General features: G+C 74.2%; 15 protein-coding genes. 4 read left to right on the top strand and 11 right to left on the bottom strand.

What is annotated here, in order from left to right:
- The 3 genes from H958_RS35615 to H958_RS0106920 all read right to left on the bottom strand — a co-directional run.
- On the bottom strand, positions 1-1,377 hold a 1,377-nt coding region (locus tag H958_RS35615; RefSeq protein ID WP_196807254.1), incomplete at its 3' end, for an MFS transporter.
- Positions 1,374-2,252, bottom strand: a complete 879-nt coding sequence (locus H958_RS0106925) for a hydroxymethylglutaryl-CoA lyase (protein ID WP_028058117.1) — start codon at positions 2,250-2,252, stop codon at positions 1,374-1,376. The genes H958_RS0106925 and H958_RS35615, both read right to left, overlap by 4 nt.
- A complete protein-coding gene (locus tag H958_RS0106920) occupies positions 2,249-3,487 on the bottom strand; it encodes a CaiB/BaiF CoA transferase family protein (protein ID WP_051323932.1) in 1,239 nt (412 codons plus the stop codon). The genes H958_RS0106925 and H958_RS0106920 overlap by 4 nt, the downstream gene beginning before the upstream one ends.
- 112 nt (positions 3,488-3,599) lie before the next feature.
- Between H958_RS0106920 and H958_RS0106915 the strand changes: the two genes are divergently transcribed.
- Complete coding sequence (locus H958_RS0106915; RefSeq protein WP_028058115.1) at positions 3,600-4,628, top strand: glycoside hydrolase family 26 protein; 1,029 nt, start codon at positions 3,600-3,602, stop codon at positions 4,626-4,628.
- Positions 4,629-4,952: 324 nt separating this feature from the next.
- Here H958_RS0106915 and H958_RS35610 read toward each other — a convergent pair whose 3' ends face one another.
- Positions 4,953-5,243 (bottom strand): response regulator, encoded by a 291-nt coding sequence (locus tag H958_RS35610; RefSeq protein ID WP_051323931.1) that lies wholly within the window; start codon positions 5,241-5,243, stop codon positions 4,953-4,955.
- A gap of 4 nt (positions 5,244-5,247) precedes the next feature.
- Complete coding sequence (locus tag H958_RS0106900; RefSeq protein ID WP_028058114.1) at positions 5,248-6,240, bottom strand: substrate-binding domain-containing protein; 993 nt, start codon at positions 6,238-6,240, stop codon at positions 5,248-5,250.
- 75 nt (positions 6,241-6,315) lie between these two features.
- On the opposite strand from H958_RS0106900, the gene H958_RS42920 reads away from it, so the two are divergent.
- Positions 6,316-8,640: a PAS domain S-box protein gene (locus tag H958_RS42920; RefSeq protein ID WP_051323930.1), complete on the top strand. Its 2,325-nt coding sequence runs from the start codon at positions 6,316-6,318 to the stop codon at positions 8,638-8,640.
- Between the two features lie 159 nt (positions 8,641-8,799).
- Here the strand turns inward: H958_RS42920 and H958_RS0106890 are convergent, their stop codons facing one another.
- The 3 genes from H958_RS0106890 to H958_RS0106880 are packed head-to-tail and all read right to left on the bottom strand — an operon-like array spanning position 8,800 to position 15,023.
- Entirely contained in the window at positions 8,800-13,140 is a 4,341-nt protein-coding gene (locus H958_RS0106890; protein WP_028058113.1) for a DEAD/DEAH box helicase, read from the bottom strand.
- A 3-nt stretch (positions 13,141-13,143) separates the two neighbouring features.
- Positions 13,144-14,346: an MFS transporter gene (locus H958_RS35600; protein WP_051323929.1), complete on the bottom strand. Its 1,203-nt coding sequence runs from the start codon at positions 14,344-14,346 to the stop codon at positions 13,144-13,146.
- Positions 14,343-15,023, bottom strand: a complete 681-nt coding sequence (locus H958_RS0106880; protein ID WP_028058112.1) for a uracil-DNA glycosylase — start codon at positions 15,021-15,023, stop codon at positions 14,343-14,345. Before H958_RS0106880 ends, H958_RS35600 begins: the two co-directional genes overlap by 4 nt.
- Before the next feature lie 66 nt (positions 15,024-15,089).
- Between H958_RS0106880 and H958_RS0106875 the strand changes: the two genes are divergently transcribed.
- Both H958_RS0106875 and H958_RS0106870 read left to right on the top strand, forming a co-directional pair.
- Positions 15,090-16,031, top strand: coding sequence for a putative metal-binding motif-containing protein (locus tag H958_RS0106875; RefSeq protein ID WP_196807252.1), 942 nt, complete (start codon positions 15,090-15,092; stop codon positions 16,029-16,031).
- 16 nt (positions 16,032-16,047) lie between these two features.
- Entirely contained in the window at positions 16,048-16,458 is a 411-nt protein-coding gene (locus H958_RS0106870; RefSeq protein ID WP_028058110.1) for a hypothetical protein, read from the top strand.
- 8 nt (positions 16,459-16,466) lie between these two features.
- Here H958_RS0106870 and rfbB read toward each other — a convergent pair whose 3' ends face one another.
- From rfbB to H958_RS35590, 3 genes are read right to left on the bottom strand one after another with little or no spacing between them, the layout of a single operon-like run.
- Positions 16,467-17,453 carry a dTDP-glucose 4,6-dehydratase gene (rfbB, locus tag H958_RS0106865; protein ID WP_028058109.1) on the bottom strand — a complete coding sequence of 329 codons (987 nt, stop codon included), beginning with the start codon at positions 17,451-17,453 and terminating at the stop codon, positions 16,467-16,469.
- Positions 17,450-18,292, bottom strand: coding sequence for a dTDP-4-dehydrorhamnose reductase (rfbD, locus tag H958_RS35595; protein ID WP_037409341.1), 843 nt, complete (start codon positions 18,290-18,292; stop codon positions 17,450-17,452). The genes rfbB and rfbD overlap by 4 nt, the downstream gene beginning before the upstream one ends.
- Positions 18,293-18,296: 4 nt before the next feature.
- Positions 18,297-19,523, bottom strand: coding sequence for a PucR family transcriptional regulator (locus H958_RS35590; protein WP_156027750.1), 1,227 nt, complete (start codon positions 19,521-19,523; stop codon positions 18,297-18,299).
- Positions 19,524-19,542: the final 19 nt, after the last annotated feature.

The raw sequence follows: 19,542 nt of genomic DNA, 5'->3' as shown, positions 1-19,542 counted from the left end.
CGCCGGCGCCGCGTCCTGCGGGCCGGTCGACGCTGCTTCGAGCGTGCGGCCCGTGCTGCGCGGGCCGAGCAGGCGGACGTCGAGGCACAGCACCACGAGGATGCCGGCGCAGCCGAGGAAGACCGCCGTGGCGCCGACGCTGTCGAGGATCGAGACGCTCACGAACGGCAGGATCGCGGCGCTCAGCCGGCTCAGCGAGTAGGCCGAGCCGATCGCCGTCGCGCGCATGCGCGTGGGGAAGATCTCGGCCTGGTAGATGTGGTACGCGTTCGAGAAGACGTTGCTCGCCGCGGTCAGCAGGAAGCCGCTGACCAGGATCAGCCACGGCGCCTGCGCGAACCCGAAGACGACGCCGAGGGCGGCCATCGCCAGCGCCGAGGCGATGATCAGCGTGCGCCGCTCGCAGCGCTCGACGATCCCGATCGAGGCGGCCGAGCCCAGCGGGTAGCCGAGGAAGATCAGGGCGCTGTAGCCGAGCGTCGCGACGATGTCGAAGCCCTTGCTCGCGAGCACGAGCGGCGCGAGCGAGCCGAAGCCGTAGTAGCCGACCGACTGCAGGATGTGGAAGATCCACAGCATCGCCGAGCGGCGCGCGTACTCGCCGCTGAACGCCTCCTTGAGCGACGCCTTCGCGGGCGCCGCCGCGAGCGCGCCGGTCGCGGCCGGCTCGGGCAGCGCGGCGAGCTTCAGCTCGCGCTTGACCTGCGCCTCGATCGCGGCCACGGTGCGCTCCGCCTGGGCCGCGTCGCCGTGGATCGCCTGCCAGCGCGGCGACTCCGGCAGGCTGCGGCGCAGGATCCAGACGATCGCGCCGCCGATCCCGCCGGCGATCAGCAGCCAGCGCCAGCCGGCGATCAGGAGGTCGTGCCCGGCGACGAAGCGGCCGCCGACGAACGCCGCCAGCGGCACGCCGACGAACCCGAACGTGTACGCGCGGGCGATGTAGCGCCCGCGCACGTGGGCGGGCAGGATCTCGCTCAGGTAGGTGTCGGCGAGCGTCAGCTCCGCTCCCAGGCCGAGGCCGCCGAGGAAGCGCAGCACGGCGAGCCAGCCGAGGTCCGGGGCCGCCGCGGCGAGCAGCGAGAAGCCCGAGTACACGAGCAGGTTGATGAGGAACATCCGCCGCCGGCCGAAGCGGTCCGCGCACGCGCCGAACACCGCGGCGCCGACGAACATGCCGGCGAAGCCGGAGGCGATCACGAGCGCCTTGCCGTTGGTGCTCAGGTGCCACGGGTTCGCGAGCACGGCCGCGAGGACGCCGCCGAGGAAGATGTCGAAGAGGTCGAAGAACGCACCGAGGCCGACCACGATCGCGATCCGCCGGTGCAGCGGCGCGACCGGCAGCCGGTCCAGCCGCGCCGCGACGCTCGCGCTCACGCCGGCCACCGGCCGTCGCGCGTCAGCGCCGCGGGCACCGGGTGCCCGAGCCGCTGCTCGAGCCGCCGGCTGACGCCGATGACGGCGTCGAGGTCGACACCGGTCGCCACGCCCTCGCCCTCGAAGACGTAGACCAGGTCCTCGGTGCCGAGGTTGCCGGTCGCGCCGGGCGCGAACGGGCAGCCGCCGAGCCCGCCGACCGAGGTCTCGAAGCTCGTCGCGCCCGCGGCGAGCGCCGCGAGCGAGCCGGCGATCGCCGTGTTGCGCGTGTCATGCAGGTGGACGCCGACGGGCCGTCCCAGCTCGAGCGCCTGCGCGACCAGCGAGCCGACCGCGCGCGGGGTCGCGACGCCGATCGTGTCCGCGAGGACGATCGCGTCGGCGGCCGCGAGCGCCTCGGCGGCTGCGAGCGCGGCGGCCGGCGGGACGCGGCCCTCGAACGGGCATCCGAACGCGACGCTGACGGTCCCGACGACGCGCACCCCGGCCGCCTTGGCACCCGCGACGACGGTCCGCCCGGCCTCGAGCGCGCGCTCGAGCGACATGCGCGTGTTGGCCTGCGCGAACGCCTCGGTGGCCATCACGGCGATGTGGACCTCCTCGACGCCGGCGGCGAGCGCACGGCGCAGGCCGCGCTCGTTGAGCACCAGCGCGGAGAACGTCGTGCCATCGGCGTGCGGCAGCTCCTCGATGACCTGCTCGGCTCCGGCCATCGCGGGCACCAGGTCGTCGCGCACGAAGCTCGCGGCCTCGACGCCCGGCAGCCCGGTGGCGGCCAGCTCGGCGCTGAGTCGCGCGCGCTCGGCGGGCGCGAGCAGGACGGCGTCGTTCTGGAGTCCGTCGCGGGGGCCGACGTCGCAGATCGCGAGGCTCACACGATCCCCTCGCGCGCGAGGACCGACAGCTCCCCGTCGTCGAGCCCCAGCAGGTCGCCGTAGACCTCGCGGTTGTGGGAGCCGGGCGGGGGCCCCGACCAGCGCAGGCGCCCCGGCGTGGCCGAGAGCTTCGGCACGACGCCCGGCGCGACGTAGTCGCCGAGATCCTCGTCGTGCATCTCCACGAGCATGTCGCGGGCGCGGAACTGGCGGTCGCGGAAGATGTCGGAGATCCGGTTGACCGGTCCGCAGGGGACGCCGGCGTCGGCGAGCCGGCGGTCGATCTCGTCGGCGTCGAGCGTGCGCGCCCACTCGCCGATCGCGCCCTCGAGCTCGTCCTTGCCGGCGGTGCGCCCGGTGTGCGTCGAGAAGCGCTCGTCGTCGGCCAGCTCGGGCCGGCCGATGACGGTCATCAGGCGGCGGAAGACGCCCTCCATGTTGGCCGCGATCACGACCCAGCGGCGGTCGCGCGTGCAGAAGATGTTCGACGGGACGTTGGCGCCGATCGTCGAGCCCTGGGGCTCGCGGTCGGCGCCGGTGAGGTCGTACTCCGGAACGGCGCTCTCGAGCAGGGAGAAGGAGGCCTCGGTCAGCGCGACGTCGACCATCTGCCCTTCTCCGCCGCGCGCGTCGCGCCAGTAGAGCGCGCTGAGGATGCCCTGCAGCGCGAACATCGCCGCCAGCGAGTCGCCGAGCGAGATGCCGGCGCGCGGCGGCGGCTCGTCCGGGTAGCCGTTGATGTAGCGCAGGCCGCCGACCGCCTCGGCGACGGCCGCGAAGCCGCCGCGATGGGCGAGCGGCCCGGTCTGCCCGTAGCCCGAGACGCGCGCCATGATCAGGCCGGGGTTGACGGCGTGCAGCTGCTCCCAGCCGAGGCCCCAGCGCTCCATCGTGCCGGGACGGAAGTTCTCCAGCACCACGTCGCTGCGGCGCGCGAGCTCGCGGAACAGCGCCTGCCCGCGGTCGCGCCGCAGGTCGAGCGTGATGCACTTCTTGTTGCGCGACTGGACGGCCCACCAGAGCGTGTGGCCGTTGTGGCGCTGCAGGCCCCACTCCCGCAGCGGATCGGGATGCCCCGGCGCCTCGACCTTGATCACCTCCGCGCCGAACTCGGCCAGCAGGCGGCCGGCGAACGGGCCGGCGATCAGCGTGCCGGCCTCGAGCACGCGTACGCCCGCAAGCGCCTGGCGTGGAGGCGCCTCGACGTGAGGCGCGAACTTGTCGGCAGCTGTCATCTCGGCCGGTCATGCTGGCCGGGGGAACAGGCGCGACAGCTGACCCCGCGGACAGTCAGCGCTGCTCCGAGAGGCGGGTTTCAAGGCACCCACGACGTCCGGATCATGCCCCATGCCGCGCCGTCTGCTGCGGGTGGGCCTGCTGGCCTTGGCCTGCCTCGTCCCTGCGTCCCCCGCCGCCGCCAAGCCCTACCTCGCGCCGTCGCGCAAGGTGATGGTCGGTGTCGCCGGCGGGCGCACCTGCCAGGGCTACATACGCGCGACCGGCAAGAAGCCGGCCGTCTACCAGTTCTTCGTCGCCTGGGGCGACCGCTTCCGCTACGCCTACCGCCGTGCGGGCGCGGCCAGGGCCGGGCTGATGGTGCACCTCTCGACCTACAACGGGCCGGGCACGGACGAGCGCGCGACCCCGCGCCGGATCGCCCTCGGCCGCGAGGACGGCTACCTGTACCGGCTCGGTCAGGACTTCGCCGTGCACCGCAGGCCCGTGTACCTGCGGCTCTTCAGCGAGATGAACAACGCCGCCAACCCGTACAGCGCCTACGACGGCGACGGCGGCTCACGCGGCGAGTCGCACTCGCGCTACTGGTTCCGGCAGGCGTGGCGGCGCGTCTACCTGATCGTCAAGGGCGGCCGCGTGGCCCGCATCGACCGCCGGTTGCGCGGCGTCGGGCTGCCGCGGCTGCGGGCCCCGCGCGTCAAGGGCCCGGTCCGCGTGACGCGCCTGGCCCGCCCGGACGTCGCGCTGCAGTGGGTGCCGATGACGGCGGGCTCGCCGGACATCCCCGGCAACCGGCCGGCGGCGTACTGGCCGGGGTCGCACTACGTCGACTGGGTCGGCACCGACTTCTACTCGCGCTTCCCGAACTTCGGCGGCCTGTCGCGCTTCTACCACTCCAGGCGCTACGCGGGCAAGCCGTTCGTGTTCGGCGAGTGGGCGATGTGGGGAAGCGACGATCCGTCGTTCATGCGCCGCTTCTTCACCTGGGTCGCCGCCCATCCGCGGGTCAGGATGCTCTCGTACAACCAGGGCAACGCGCTGGGCTCCGAGTTCCGCCTCTATCGCTATCCGCGCGCCGCCCGAGTGATGCGCAGGGCGTTGCGCGAAAAGCGCTATACGGCGCGCGCCGGGCGGACGTAAGGGGGTCGCGGGCGGGCGCCTTTGTCGGATGTGCACAAGGGGCCATCGACAAGTTCGCGTTGTGCGGCATTCCGAAGCCGCCTCCTGACGCCTAGCGTCCGGTGTGGAGTCAGGAGGAACCAAGCGAATGCGATCCAATCAACCCCGTATCTTTGTCATGCCCGTGGTCAGGGAGAACCCGCCGTCGTCGTCGCCCGTCGCCCACCAGGCGCAGCGCGACCTCGTCCGGGCCTCGTTGCTCATCCACCCACCGAAGCGCAGCTCAACCAACAGCTGACGCACAACGAGGGAGGCCCGGTTTGGTCACTGGGGCTTCCCGGCCGGTCACCACCGATGGTCAGGTCCGGGCTCGGGCGACCCGCCGAGCAGCCGCTTCAGCGGCGCGTTCGGAAGCTCGTCCTTCGAAAGGAAGGCGCCTGTGCCACAGCGCCTGACCTCGTCCGCGGTCGCCGCGTCGGCGTGAGCCGACGTCAGGACGACGCGCGGCCGCCAGGGCAGCGCAGTCAGCTGCTCGGCGAGCGCCATGCCGTCCTCGTCGCCAAGCCGGATGTCGACGAGGACGCCATGCGGGTGCAGGTCTCGGGCCGCCACGAGTGCCGTGGCGGCCGCGTGCAAGACCTCACCCGCGCCTGCGGATGAGGGCGGCGAACGGGTCGCGGTACGGCTGGAACGGCTTCGGGAACGCCGCGATCGCCCGGGCGACGTTGTCCTTGGTCAGCAGCGCGATCGGAGCGTCGACCCGCCGGGGCAGGTCCGCACCGCGGGCGCCCGCCGCGCACGCCTCGACCGCCATCCGCCCCATCACGTACGGGTACTGGGACACCGTCGCGTCGATCCCGCCCGTCCTGATCGCGTCGAGTGCTTCGGCGATGCCATCCAATCCGACAACCCTGACCTGACCGGCCCGCCCGGCCGCCCGCAGCGCGTCGGCGATCCCGAGCGCCATCAGGTCGCTGGCGGCGAGAAAGCCGGAGATGCGCGGGTGGTCCCGCAGGATCCGCTCGGCGGCGATCTCGGCCTTGGTGCGGTCGTAGTCGGCGTTGACCCGCGCGACGACGCGGAGCCGTGAACCGCGCATCCCGCGCTCGAAGCCGCGCAGGCGCACGCCGCTGTTGACGTTGCCGGCAAGGCCGCCGACGAGCGCCACGTCGCCACGGCCGTGGAGCAGCGCCGCCATCTTCGCGCCGCCGGTCCTTCCCGCCTCGAGGTCGTCGGTGCCGATGTACGTGCGCACCCGCACCCCTGCGCGCTTCGCGGCCGCAGGGTCGATCGGGCTGTCGACGTTGACGATCGGGCGCTTGATCCTCCGCAGGGCGCCGACGAGGTTGGTCGCGGTGATCGGGTTCACCACGTAGCAGTCCCTGCGTCCGAGCGCCCGGACCTGCGCGGCCTGGCCGGCGAGGTCGGCGTTGCTCGTCACCGATCGGACCGCCGCGCTCACCCGGAGGTGCCGCGCCTCGGAGCGCGTCCCCTCGTACATCGCCAGGAAAAACGGGTTGTCGAGCGCGTTGAGGACGACACCCATCCGGACGGGCGCAGGCGCGGCCGCGACGGCGTCGCCCGGGAAGAGGACCGCCGAGACGGCCACGGTCGCGATCGGCCAGATCTTCACCTAGGGTCCTGTCAAACCGATGTCCTGGTTTCCGGGAGAGCTTACGGAGTGCGGCCGAGGCAGATCGCACCGATAGTGCTGATCCTCGGGCTGACCGCCGCAGGCTTCCTCAGCGCCCTGCTGCTCGGCGAGCGCGACGCCCGACGCGACTCAGAGCACCGCGCCGAGGTCGCGGCGGCGCAGATCCGCGGGCGGGTCGAGCAGGGCGCGTCGCTCGCCGAGAGCCTGCGCCGGTTCATGGTGAGCGTCGGCGGCAAGGGCGTCACGAGCGGCGAGTTCCAGAGCAACGCGTCGCGCTGGCTCAGCCCGGCCGGCTTCCCCGCCTCGGCGTGGGCCGAGCAGGTCCCGGCCTCCGGTCGCGGCGCCTACGAGCGGCGGATCGGCCGGCCGGTCGTGACGCGCAGCGCGGACGGCAGGGTCGTGCGCGTCGGATCGCGCTCGTCGTACCTGCCGGCGACGCTGGTCTCGGGAATCCCGCCCATGACGGTGCCCGGGATCGACCTCGGCGGCGAGCCGGGCATGAGCGCGGCCCGGGCGCGCGCGAGCACGCTCTACGACGCGGGCGCGACGCCGCTGCTGGAGCTGCGCGACGGTGCGCGCGGGCTCTTCCTGGTCAAGCTCGCGCCGCGGCTCGCCGGCGGCGTGGTGCGGCCGGGGTACGTGGTCGTGTTCCTGTCGGAGCTGTGGCTGCGCGCCGCGGCGACCGACACGGCGACGCTGCGGCTCACGGTCGGCGGCGGCTCGGCCGGGGCGCCGATGCGCAACGCCGTGCACCACGCCTTCACGGAGGCCGGACAGCGGTTCGACGTCGCGGTGCCGCGCCGGCCGGTGCACGGTGCGGCGGTGGTGCTGCCCTGGATCATCCTCGCCGCGGGCCTCATCCTCGCCGGCTCCACGGCCGCGCTCGGCGTCAACGCCGCGCGGCGCGCGAGAGCGCAGGAGGAGCTCGACCGGATCTTCACCCTGTCGCCCGACCTGATCGTGGTCGCCGACCTCAGGGGCCACTTCAGGCGCGTCAACCCGGCCGTCACGCAGGTCCTCGGCTACTCCGAGGAGGACCTGCTGAGGCGGGCCTACCTCGACCTCGTGCATCCGGACGACCGCGAGCGGACGGCCGCGGAGGCGGCCGCGATCGGAGCGGGCAAGACGACGCTGTCGTTCGAGAACCGGTTCGCCTGCAAGGACGGCTCCTTCCGCCTGCTGGAGTGGACGTCGACCCCGGCCGCCGAGGACGGGGTGATCTACGGGATGGCGCGCGACGTGACCGAGCGCCGGAGGGCCGAGACCGAGCTCGGGCGGCTCGCGGGCGAGCAGGCGGCGCTGCGGCGCGTCGCGACGCTGGTCGCGAGGGGCGTGCCGGCCGCGGAGGTCTTCTCGGCGGTCGCCGGCGAGGTGGGGCGGCTGCTCGATGCCCAGGCCACGACGATCGGCCGCCTCGAGCCCGACGGGACGATGGAGATCGTCGCCAGCAGCGGGACCGCGAGCCGCGAGCTGCCGGTGGGCTCCCGGTTGGCGCTGCGCCCCGGCATGGCGCTCTGCGAGGTCGCGCGGACCGGCCGCTCGGCTCGCGTCGACGACTACGACGACGCTCCTCCGGCCGTCGAACGGGGGATCGGCCGGATGGGCATCCGCTGCACCGTGGCGGTGCCCATCGTGGTCGAGGGGTCACTGTGGGGCTCGATCGCCGCGGGGACCGAGCGGGAGCGCTTCCCGGAGGACGCCGAGCAGCGCATGGCCGAGTTCACCGAGCTCGCCGGCACCGCGATCGCCAACGCCGAGAGCCGCTCCGCGCTGACCGCGTCGCGCGCCCGCGTCGTCGCGGCCTCGGATGCGACCCGGCGTCAGATCGAGCGCGATCTGCACGACGGCGCGCAGCAGCGCCTGGTCCACACCGTGATCACGCTCAAGCTGGCGAGCCGCGCGCTCGGATCCGACGACGCGTCCGCGTCCGCGCTCGTCTCCGAGGCGCTCGATCACGCCGAGCAGGCGACCGTCGAGCTGCGCGAGCTGGCGCAGGGGATCCTGCCTCCCGTGCTGACGCGCGGAGGGCTGCAGGCGGCGATCGAGGGACTGGCGTCGCGGACGCCGGTGCCCGTCGAGCTCGACGTGTCCGCCGACCGCTTCCCGCCGGCCGTCGAGGCGAGCGCCTACTTCGTCGTGGCGGAGGCGCTGACCAACGTCGCCAAGCACTCGCTCGCGGGCCGCGCACACGTGCGCGTGTGCGTCGGGGACGCGACGCTGCGGGTCGAGGTCCGCGACGACGGGGCCGGCGGCGCCCACCCCGGCGGCAGCGGGTTCGTCGGGCTGGCGGACCGGCTCGCCGTGCTCGACGGCCAGCTCTTCGTCGAGAGCCCGGCCGGCGGCGGCACGCTGGTCGTCGCGGAGATCCCACTGGGTTAGTGCCGTGAGTCGGAAATTCGACGGCAGCCGGCGGCGCCGGCCCGCGCCTGCGGGCCCCCGGCAGGCGCACACGTACCACCAGTATGCGAGCGCCTGCCGTGTGCCCGCAGGCACGACCCGTCGGACGCCGCAGAGCAGCCGAATTTACGACTCAAGGCACTAGGACGTGAGCGTGAGCTTGCGCGGGCCGGCGCGGAACCCGAGCGCGAGCAGGCGCTCTTCCCACTGCGAGCCGACGACCGCCTCGCCGTCGACCTTCTCGAGCGCGAGCCGCTTGATGCGGCCCTTGGCGACGAACTCGGCGAGCGCCTCGACCGCCGGCTCGATGCGTGGGTCGTCGGCGTCGACGAGCACCTGCAGGCCCTTGCCGCCGCGCTCGACGAACAGCACCGGCTCGGCGCCGGCCAGCACGACGTAGGCGCCGGCCTGGCGGGCGGGCCGGCGCGGGCCGTCCGGCCACTTCAGCGCCGCGCCGTAGGGCTGCGCGGGGTCGGTCGCGGCGAGCACGACCGGCGGCGCGGCGTCGTCGTCGCGCTGCGCGCGCAGGCGCTCGACCGCGCCGGGGAGGGCGAACTGGGCGCCGCCCAGGCCCTCGACGAAGTACCCGCGCCGGGCGATGCCGATCGTCTCCAGCGCGGCGAGCGAGTCGTACAGCGACGAGAACCCGCCGGGGATCCCCTCGGCCAGCACCTGCTCGCGCGTGACGATGCCGTAGCGCTCGAGCAGCACCTCGGCCTGCGCGCGGCGCCGGCCCACCGGATCCTCGTCGCGGCCGAAGAGGGCGCTCGAGAGCGACCAGCGGCCTTGCATCGCGGGCTGGGCGCCGCTGCGGCGGCGCGCGGCGAACGTCCGCCGGCGCTCGGCGCGGGCGCGCTGAGACCACGACGTCAGCTTCGGCGAGCGCAGCGGCGCGAACGCGTCGTTGGTCGCCTCGCCGGCCCACACGAGATCCCACAGCGCGTTCTGCAGCTCCTCCGTCGTGAAGCCGCCGACGTCGGTCAGGAGGTCGGTGAAGAAGCAGGCGCCCGCGCGCAGGCGCTCGCGCAGCGCCTCGTGGACGGGCTCCTCCGGCGGCTCGCCGGAGCGCGGCGGCGGGCCGAGCAGCGGCGCGTCCTCGCGGAAGTACAGCGCGACGCGGCCCGAGCGGCGCCCGAGCGCACCCGCGCCGACCCACACGACCTCGCCGCCGGCGCACAGCTGGTCCATCCAGGACGGCGAGTAGGCGCCGATGCGCCGCGGCAGCACGTCGTGCTCCCAGACCGCGACGGGCAGCGGCAAACCTTGCAGCGGGACGAGCGCTTCGCGCAGGCGGTCTACCCCCGCGCCGGCCGGCGGGTGGCGGTCGACGCCCTGCCAGCTGGCGAGGAAGCGGGCGAACGCGCGCTGGTCGGCGGGCTCGATCTCGGCCCGCAGCGCGGCCAGCGACGCGCGCCGTAGGCGCCGGAGCACCTCCGGGTCGCACCACTCGCGCTGCGTGCCGCCGGGCCGCAGCTCGCCGCGCACGAGCGCGCCGCCCTGCTCGAGCGCCTCCAGCACGGGCGTGAGGTCGAGCCCGTAGCGGGCCCGCAGCGCGCTCGTCTCGAACGGCCCGTGCGTGCGCGCGTAGCGGCGCACGAGCCGCTGCATCGCGTCCGGCACGTCGGCGACGAAGCTCTCCGGCAGCCCGGACGGCGGGACGGCGCCGAGCGCGTCCCGGTACAGGCCCGCGTCTTCGGCGGCGATCCAGCGCCTCTCGCCGCCGATGCGCAGCTCGGCGGCGCGGCGCTCGCCGCGCAGCTGCTCGAGCCATGCCGTGGTCCCGCCGCGCAGCAGCGCCTCGTCGAGCGTGAGGTCGCCCACGCGGCGCAGCACGTCGTGCAGCGCGTCGACGGAGTCCGCGCGCGTGCGCTCCGACAGCCGCTGGAGGTCGGCCTCCACGCTGTCCAGCGCGCCCGGGTCGATCAGGTCGCGCAGCTCCTCCTGGCCGAGCAGCTCGCGCAGCAGCTCGCGGTCGAGCGCGAGCGCCGCGGCGCGGCGCTCGGCGTTGGGCTGGTCGCCCTCGTACATGTAGGTCGCGACGTAGTCGAACAGCAGCGAGGACGCGTAGGGCGACGCGGTCTCGGTCTCGGCCACCACGAGCGACAGCTCGCGCCGGTGCAGCTTGGAGAGGATCTCGTACAGGCCGGGAAGGTCCAGCACGTCGCGCAGGCACTCGCGGTAGGTCTCCAGCACGATCGGGAACTGCGCGTAGCGGCGCGCGACCTCCAGCAGCGTCTGCGACTTCAGCCGCTGCTGCCACAGCGGCGTGCGCCGGCCCGGGTACGCGCGCGGGATCAGCAGCGCGCGGCCCGCGTTCTCGCGGAAGCGGGCGCCGAACAGCGCGCTGCCGCCGAGCTCCCCGACGACGAGGTCCTCGAGCTCGTCCGGGTCGATCAGCATCAGCTGCTCGTCGGGCGCCTCGTCGGCGTCGGGGAGGTGGACGATGATGCCGTCGTCGGACCAGATCGCGTCGGACTCGAGCCCGTAGACCTCGCGGATCCGCGCGCTCAGCGCGAGTCCCCAGGCCGCGTGCACGCGGCCGCCGAACGGCGACAGGATGCACACCCGCCAGTCGCCGATCTCGTCGCGGAAGCGCTCGATCACGATCGTGCGGTCCGACGGCAGCACGCGCGTGGCGGCCTCCTGCTCGCGCAGGAACTCGACGAGGTTGACCGCGGCCTTGTGGTCGAGGTCGTAGTCGCGCTCGAGCACGGCCGGGTCCTGGTCGACCGCCCAGCGGGCGAAGGCGCCGATCGCCTCGCCGAGCTCGCGCGGGCGGCCGAGGCCGTCGCCCTTCCAGAACGGGACCGCGCCGGGGACGCCGGGCGCGGGCGTGACGATCACGCGGTCGCGCGTGATCTCCTCGATCCGCCACGACGAGGCGCCGAGCAGGAAGACCTGGCCGGGGCGCGCCTCGTAGACCATCTCCTCGTCGAGCTCGCCGACGCGGCGGCCGTCCGGCAGGTTGACCGAGTAGAGGCCGCGGTCGGGGATGGTCCCGGCGTTGGTGATCGCCAGCGCGCGCGAGCCCTTGCGGGCGCGGATCGTTCCCGCGACGCGGTCCCAGACGATGCGCGGGCGCAGCTCGCCGAACTCCTCGCTCGGGTAGCGCCCGTCGAGCATGTCGAGCACGTTCTCGAGCTGCGCGCGCGAGAGCTCCGCATACGTGTAGGTGCGGTTGACGAGCGCGAGCAGCGCGTCGACGGCCAGCGGCTCCTCGCTGCTCGCCGCCATCGCGACGATCTGCTGGGCGAGCACGTCGAGCGGGTTGCGCGGGACGACCGTCGTCTCGATCAGGCCCTCGCGCATGCGCTGCGCGACGACCGCGCACTCGAGTAGGTCGGCGCGGAACTTCGGGAAGATGCGGCCCTTGGAGGTGTCGCCGACGTTGTGGCCGGCGCGGCCGATGCGCTGCAGGCCGGCGGTGACGGACTTCGGCGACTCGACCTGCAGCACCAGGTCGACGGCGCCCATGTCGATGCCGAGCTCGAGCGACGAGGTCGCGACCAGGCACGGCAGCCGGCCGGCCTTCAGCTGCTCCTCGACGATCAGCCGCTCCTCGCGCGCCAGCGACCCGTGGTGCGCGCGCGCGATGTCCTCCTCCGCGAGCTCGTTCAGCCGCAGCGCCAGGCGCTCGGCGGCGCGCCGGTTGTTGACGAAGATCAGCGTCGAGCGGTGCTCGCGCACGAGTCCGAGCAGCTCCGGATAGATCGCCGGCCAGATCGACTTGCGCGTCGCCTCCTGGCCGGCGAACGGGTCCAGGTCGGTGTCCGCCTGCTCGGGCTCGACCATCGACTCGACGGGCACGTGGATCTTGAGGTCCAGCGGCTTGCGGACGCCGGTGTCGACGACGCGGACGCGGCGGCCGGGACCGACCATGAAGCGCCCGACCTCCTCGAGCGGGTTCTGCGTCGCCGACAGGCCGACGCGCTGGACGTCGCGCCCGGCCTGCTCGACCAGCCGCTCGAGCGTCAGCGCGAGGTGCGCGCCGCGCTTGGTCTGCGCGACCGCGTGGATCTCGTCAAGGATCACGGTCTCGGTGCCCTCGAAGATCTCGCGTGCGCCCGACGTGAGCATGAGGTACAGCGACTCGGGCGTCGTGATCAGCACGTCTGGCGGGTGCTTGACCATGTCGCGCCGCTCCTTCTGCGGCGTGTCGCCGGTGCGGATCGCGACGTTGAGCTCGGCCCCGATCCCGCGCAGCGGTGCGCGCAGGTTCTTCTCGACGTCGTAGGAGAGCGCCTTCAGCGGCGATACGTAGACGAGCCGCGTGCGCTCATGGCTCGGCTCGGCGACGTAGCGGTCCAGCCCCCAGAGGAAGGCGGCGAGCGTCTTGCCCGAGCCCGTCGGGGCGCTGATCAGGACATGCTCGCCGGTGGAGATCGCCGGCCACGCCTGCGCCTGGGCGGCGGTCGGCTCGGCGAATGCGCGTCCGAACCACTCACGGACCTGCGGAGTGAAGCTCGCGAATGGATCGGACATCCCTCATAGGGTACGCACGCGAACGCGTGTTCGCACGAGCGTGGCGCGGCGTGCGACGGCGAGCAGGAAGCCGGCGACGCCGATCGCGGTCGCGGTCAGGAACGCCGTGCGCCAGCCCGGGCCCTCGATCAGCGCGCCGGCGACCGCGGAGCCGATCGCGATGCCGCCGACGAACGCCGTCATCGGCCAGCTGTAGGCCTCCGTGCGCGAGCCCTCCGGCGCGACGCTCGCGACGAGCTCGTTGCGCGTCGCGAGCAGCGGGGCGATCGTGCAGCCGGCGGGGATCACGAGCAGCGCCATGACCGCGACCGACGTGGCGGCGGCGAGCGGCGCGATCGACAGCGGCAGCAGCCCGGCCACGAGCAGGTGCATGCGGCGCAGGCCGGTGCGGCGCGGCAGCAGTCCGTAGACGAGGCCGCCCGCGCCGCTGCCCAGCGACCACATGGCGAGCAGCACGCCGGCCGCCGCCGGCGCCCCTTCGTGGCGGCTGAAGCCCGGGATGCCGACCTCGCAGATGCCGATGGCGATGCCCGCGGGCAGCGAGATCAGGACGATCGTCCGCACGCCGGGCGAGGCGAGCGCGCCGAGCCGGCTCGCGCCCTCGCGCGCGGGCTCCGGCTGGATCGCCCGGGTCGCGGGCAGCGCGGAGAAGATGGCGTTGCCGGCGAGCGCGGCGGCGGGCGAGACGATCAGCGCCGCGGCCGGCGACGCGAGCGCGGTGATCGCCGCCGTCAGCAGCGGGCCGGTGATGAAGATCAGCTCCACCAGCGTGCTGTCGAGCGCGTACGCGGCCTGCCGCAGCCGCGGGTCCACCAGATCGCCCCACATGGAGCGCAGCACCGACATGGTCGGCGGCATCGCGGCGCCGGCGAGCAGGCCGCAGGCGATCAGGACCACGGCCGGCAGGCCGGCCTCGGCGCAGGCGACGATCGCGCCCAGCGCCGCGCCGTGCATGAGCGCGAGCGGGACGAGCACGCGCCGCGGGCCGAGCCGGTCGACGAGCCGCCCGGTCACCGGCGCGCCGACGCCCGAGCCGGCCGCGACCGACCCGGCGACCGCGCCGGCGATCGCGAACGAGCCGGTGCGCTGGCTCAGGTAGAGGACGATCGCCAGCGCGTTGATGCCGATCGGCAGCCGCGAGAGCAGCGCCGAGGCCACGAGCGGGCCGACCTGCGGCGAGCGCAGGATCTCGCCGTAGCGGCTCACCTCGCGAGCTCGACGGCGCGCGCGAACACCGCGTCCATCATCCCCGGCGTCAGTCGCCCGGTGAACGTGTTCTGCTGGCTCGGGTGAAAGCAGCCCAGCAGCGTCCACGGCACGCCTTCGAGCTCGGCCGCGTGGCCGAACCGCGGGCGCGGACGCGGAATCGCATCCCCGTCGAGCATCGCCCGCAGGCGCAGCGCGCTCTCCCACGCGAAGCCGCCGAGGCAGACGACGACGTGCAGGTCGCGCAGCAGCGAGACCTCCTGCTCGAGCCACGGCGCGCAGTTCTCGCGCTCCTCGGGCGTGGGCTTGTTGGCCGGCGGCGCGCAGCGGACGGCCGCCACGACGTAGGCGCCGCGCAGCGCCAGGCCGTCGTCGCGGGAGACGCTCTCGGCCTGGTTGGCCAGCCCGAGCCGGTGCATCGAGGCGAACAGGAAGTCGCCCGAGCGGTCGCCCGTGAAGATGCGCCCGGTGCGATTGCCGCCGTGCGCGGCCGGCGCGAGACCGAGCACGAGGATGCGCGCCCCCGGATCGCCGAAGCCCTGCATCGGCTTGCCCCAGTAGTCCTGGTCGCGGAACGCCGCGCGCTTCTCGCGCGCGACCCGCTCGCGCCACTCGACCAGCCGCGGGCAGCGGCGGCAGGCGACGACCTCCGCGTTGAGGGCGGTCAGAGCGGACACAGGCGAGCGATGCTAGATGGTCGATTCCGCGCCCTCGCACCGGGCTGCGGCAGCGACGATCTCGCCATGAGTAGGCTGACGCCGATGATGCGGCGGCTGGGGATCCTTGCGCTCGTGACGGTGGCGGCCGCGGCCGCCGCTCCGCAGGCGCTCGCGGTGGAGTTCAAGCCCGCGTGGGGCTACGCGGCGATCGACGACAACCCGTTCAACGAGCCCTCCGGCTCCGCGCTCCCGGACGGTCAGGCGTTCCCGCGCGGACGCATCAAGGACGCCGGGACGCCGGACGGCTACGCGGTCAAGCTCACGGTGTCCGCGTTCACGGCGGCCGGGGCGACCTTGGCCTCCTACTCGGTGACCGAGAGCAAGGCGGTCTACACGCCGATCGATCACCGGTTCGCGCTGGACCCGAACCAGATCGCGTACCTGCGCTACGACTTCTGCCGCGCCGACGGCACGTGCCTTCCGGCGTACCGGATCCGGCGGCCCGCGCCGGCGCCGGCGCCGTCGCCCGCGCCGGTCCCCGCCCCGCCGCCGGACCGCGACGGCGACGGCGTCTCCCCGCCCGCCGACTGCGACGACACGAACTCGACCGTCCACCCGGGGGCGCGGGAGGTCCCCGGCAACGGCATCGACGACGACTGCGCGGGCGGCGACACGCCGGGTCGCGTCGCCGCGGCCGTCTCCTACGAGTGGCGCGCGACGCGCACGGGCGCGCGTGTGTTGCGCATGCGCGTGGGCGACGCTCCTCCGGGGGCGGCGGTGGAGGTCCGCTGCAGCGGCCGCCGCTGCCCGTTCAAGCGCCGGACGCCGGCGCTGAAGGCGAACGGGAGTGCGAGCCTGACGAAGCTCTTCCGCCATTCGCTGCGGGCCGGGACGACGATCGAGGTGCGCATCACGGCGCCCGACTCGGTCGGCAAGGTGCTGCGCTTCGAGATCAGGCGCAAGCGCGTCCCGCAGGCGCGCAGGCTGTGCCTGCCGCCGGGAGCGGCCAAACCCGCCAAGTGCTGAGCTACGCTCTCACACGATGCGCCGCCTCCTGGTCGTCCCGGTGGCCGCCGCGCTCGCGTTGAGCGCCTGCGGCTCGACCCAGAGCTCCTCCTCCGACGTCCAGTTCAAGGGCGCGCAGAAGGACGTCGCCGACGTCGTGGACAAGCTCGCCACGGCCGGCCGGCGCGGCGACGCGAAGACGATCTGCGACGACATCCTCGCCAAGCAGCTGCTGGACCAGCTCAAGACGGCCGGCGGCGACTGCCAGACCGAGATGAAGAACGCGATCCGCGACGCCAGCGACTACGACCTCCAGGTGCGCAGCGTGAAGGTGACGGGCGCCAACGCGACCGCGCAGGTCCGCCAGGGCAAGGACGGCCCGACCGCCACCTTCTCGTTCGTCAAGGAGGGCGCGAGCTGGCGGGCCAGCGCCCTCGGCGGCTCCTAGCGGTTCGCTCAGCCGAGCGCGCGCCCGTACTGGCGCTCGTAGTACGCGCGGTACTCGCCCGAGCGGATCGGCTCCCACCAGGCGGTGTTCTCGCGGTACCAGTCGACCGTCCGCTCGAGCCCCTCGGCGAAGCGCACCTGCGCCTCCCAGCCGAGGCCGCAGACCTTGTCGGACGCCAGCGAGTAGCGGCGGTCGTGGCCCGGCCGGTCGGTCACGTACTCGATCAGCGACTCGTCCTTGCCGGTGTACTCGATGATCTTGCGCACGACGTCGAGGTTCGGCGCCTCGTCGGGGCCGCCGACGTTGTAGACCTCGCCCGGCTCGCCGCGCTCGAGCACGGTGCCGATGCCGCGCGCGAAGTCCTCCACGTAGATCCAGTTGCGGACCTGCCGGCCGTCGCCGTATACGGGCAGCTTGTCGTCGTGCAGCGCGTTGAGCACCATCAGCGGGATCAGCTTCTCGGGGTACTGATAGGGGCCGTAGTTGTTCGAGCCGCGGCAGATCAGCGCCTCGAGCCCGTACGTGTGGCGGTAGGACGCGACCAGCAGGTCGGCGCCGGCCTTGGACGCCGAGTACGGCGAGGACGGGTTCAGCGGCGACTGCTCGGTGAACGAGCCCTCCTCGATCGACCCGTAGACCTCGTCGGTCGAGACCTGCACGTAGCGCAGCCCGCGGCGCCGCGCCTCCTCCAGCAGCACGTAGGTGCCCATGCCGTGCGTGGTGATGAACGCCTCCGGCTCGGAGATCGAGCGGTCGACATGCGTCTCGGCGGCGAAGTTGACGATCGCGCCGGCGCCCTCGGCGGCCTCCGCGACGGCGTCCGGATCCTCGATCCCGCCGACGATCAGGCGCACGTCGAGATCCTCGAGGTTCTCGCGCCGGCCCGCGTACGTCAGCTTGTCGAGCACGACGACCTCGTCGCCGTGGTCGCGGGTCCGGATGCGGACGAAGTTGGAGCCGATGAAGCCGGCTCCGCCGCAGACGAGCAGCTTCATGCGTGGACGACCTTTCTGGCCGACAGGTGGGCGGCGAGGCCCGCCTGCCAGGACGGGAGCGTGGGGGCGCCGGCGCGCGTGGAGCCGAGCACGGAGAAGGCGGGACGCGGCGCGGGAAGCGGGTAGTCGGCCGTGGTGCAGGGCTTGACGGCGACGGTCATGCCGGCGGCCTCGAAGGTCGCGCGCGCGAGGTCGAACCAGGAGCAGCGGCCGCCCCCGGCGACGTGCAGGATGCCGTTCGGGCGCGTGGCGGCGATCTCCAGCAGCGCCTGCGCGAGGTGGCCGGTGTACGTCGGGCAGCCGACCTGGTCGTCCACGACCGACAGCGCGTCGCGCTCGGCGCCGAGCCGCAGCATCGTGTCGACGAAGTTGCGCCCATGCGGGCCGAACACCCACGCCGTGCGGACGATCGCATGCGCGCCGGGCGCGGCGGCGGCGACGGCGCGCTCGCCGGCGAACTTGGAGCGCCCGTATGCCGTGCGCGGACCGGTCGGGGCGGACTCCACGTAGGGCTCGCTCGCGTCGCCGGCGAAGACGTAGTCGGTCGACACGTGCACGGTGAAGGCGCCGGCCTCCGCGGCGGCGGCGGCGACGTGCCCGGCGCCGGCGCCGTTGATCGCCGTCGCCTCGCCCTCGGCCGTCTCGGCGCCGTCGACGTTCGTCCACGCGGCGCAGTTGATCACCGCCTCGGGCCGCGCGTCGCGCACGGCGGCGCGCACGGCGTCCGCGTCGGTGATGTCCAGGTCCGCCCGGGCGAGCGCGACGACGTCGTGGGCCTCGGCGGCCGCGACGACGTCGGTACCCAGCATGCCCGCGGCCCCGGTGACGAGAAGGCGCATGGCGCTATGAATAGCGAACGCCGGCCGCCGCGCGAAGGGCCAATGAGAGCTCGAAGCGCGCGTCCGGGTCCTCCAGACGGGCGCCGAAGAGCTCTCGCAGCTGCTTGAGCCGGTAGCGCACGGTCTGCGGATGCACGCCGAGCTGCTCGGCCACCGCCTGGACCTGCCCGGGGCGGTCCAGCCACGCGCGCAGCGTGGTTTCCAGGCGTTCGCGCGGCCCGGCCGCCAGCCCGTCGAGCGGGGCCAGGCGGGTGCGCGCGAGATCGGACGCGAGCGCCGGCTCGGCGGCCAGCAGCAGGGCCGGGAGATGGTCGTCGGCGACGACCAGGCCAGACTCTCCGAAGGAGGGGGCCGCGGACTGGCCGGCCGGGGAGGCGCCGGCCTGCCGGCCGGGGAGGCGGTAGGCGGCCGCCGCGCGGCGCAGGCTCACCGCCGCGTCCGGCCACGTGACGGCGGGGCCCAGCGCCGCGGGGTGGCCCGCGAGCGCGGTCTCGATCGCGCGCCGGCGTCCCGGTCCGGCGGGGTCGGGCAGCATCACCACCGCGAGCCCGCCGACGGCGGCGCCCACCGCGCCCTCGCCGAGCCGGCGCGCCAGCCGGGCGGCGACCGCGTCGACCGCGTCCTCGTTCTCGTCCTCGCCCACGACGATCGCGGCGACCGAGCGCGGGAGCGGCCAGCCCGCCGCCTGCGCCGCCGTGCGGACCGCCTCCGCCTCGGCCGGCGGGTCCTGGGCGAGCAGGCGCAGCAGCCGGCGCCGCCGCCGCTGCGTCTCGCCGGCCGCCGCCGACTGCGCCTCCGCGAAGCCCTCGACGGACTCGGCGGAGATCTCGTCGATGTAGGCGAAGATCGCCTCGCCGAGGTCGTACAGGGCCTGCGGAGGCAGGCCGCCGCGCGTCCCGGCGTCGACGAAGCGCCGCCAGGCCACGCGCGCCCCGACGCGGTAGGCGGCCAGCAGCGCGTCGAGCGAGCGGCCCGCGCGGAACTCGCCGCGGCCGAGCTTGACGTAGGTCTCGCGCGTGCTGGCGTCGTCGTGCAGCTCGCCGACGAGCAGGTCGACGAAGCGGCTGAGGGCCACCTCGACGCCGAAGCGGGTGACGTCGCCGAAGCGTCCCTCCATCGGCCGGGCATAATCCGGCACCTCGACCGAGATCGCCGCGATGATGTCGTCGGCGAGCCGGGGGAGCTCAGGACGCAGGGCGTCGGCCGCCTCAGGCGGAAGGGTGGCCTGCATGACCATTGTGCCGAGGCTA

It is taken from the genome of Candidatus Solirubrobacter pratensis, from assembly GCF_000425945.1.
Taxonomy (GTDB): domain Bacteria; phylum Actinomycetota; class Thermoleophilia; order Solirubrobacterales; family Solirubrobacteraceae; genus Solirubrobacter; species Solirubrobacter pratensis.
The sequence above is the reverse complement of the archived record's forward strand: the minus strand, read 5'-3'. Positions and strand labels throughout refer to the sequence as shown.

Bases quoted from the DNA above. Each gene is read 5' to 3' on its own strand.
- H958_RS0106920 (WP_051323932.1), bottom strand. From the start codon at position 3,487: ATGACAGCTGCCGACAAGTTCGCGCCTCACGTCGAGGCGCCTCCACGC.
- H958_RS0106915 (WP_028058115.1), top strand. From the start codon at position 3,600: ATGCCGCGCCGTCTGCTGCGGGTGGGCCTGCTGGCCTTGGCCTGCCTC.
- H958_RS0106890 (WP_028058113.1), bottom strand. From the start codon at position 13,140: ATGTCCGATCCATTCGCGAGCTTCACTCCGCAGGTCCGTGAGTGGTTC.
- H958_RS0106875 (WP_196807252.1), top strand. From the start codon at position 15,090: ATGAGTAGGCTGACGCCGATGATGCGGCGGCTGGGGATCCTTGCGCTC.
- H958_RS0106870 (WP_028058110.1), top strand. From the start codon at position 16,048: ATGCGCCGCCTCCTGGTCGTCCCGGTGGCCGCCGCGCTCGCGTTGAGC.
- rfbB (WP_028058109.1), bottom strand. From the start codon at position 17,453: ATGAAGCTGCTCGTCTGCGGCGGAGCCGGCTTCATCGGCTCCAACTTC.
- rfbD (WP_037409341.1), bottom strand. From the start codon at position 18,292: ATGCGCCTTCTCGTCACCGGGGCCGCGGGCATGCTGGGTACCGACGTC.
- H958_RS35590 (WP_156027750.1), bottom strand. From the start codon at position 19,523: ATGCAGGCCACCCTTCCGCCTGAGGCGGCCGACGCCCTGCGTCCTGAG.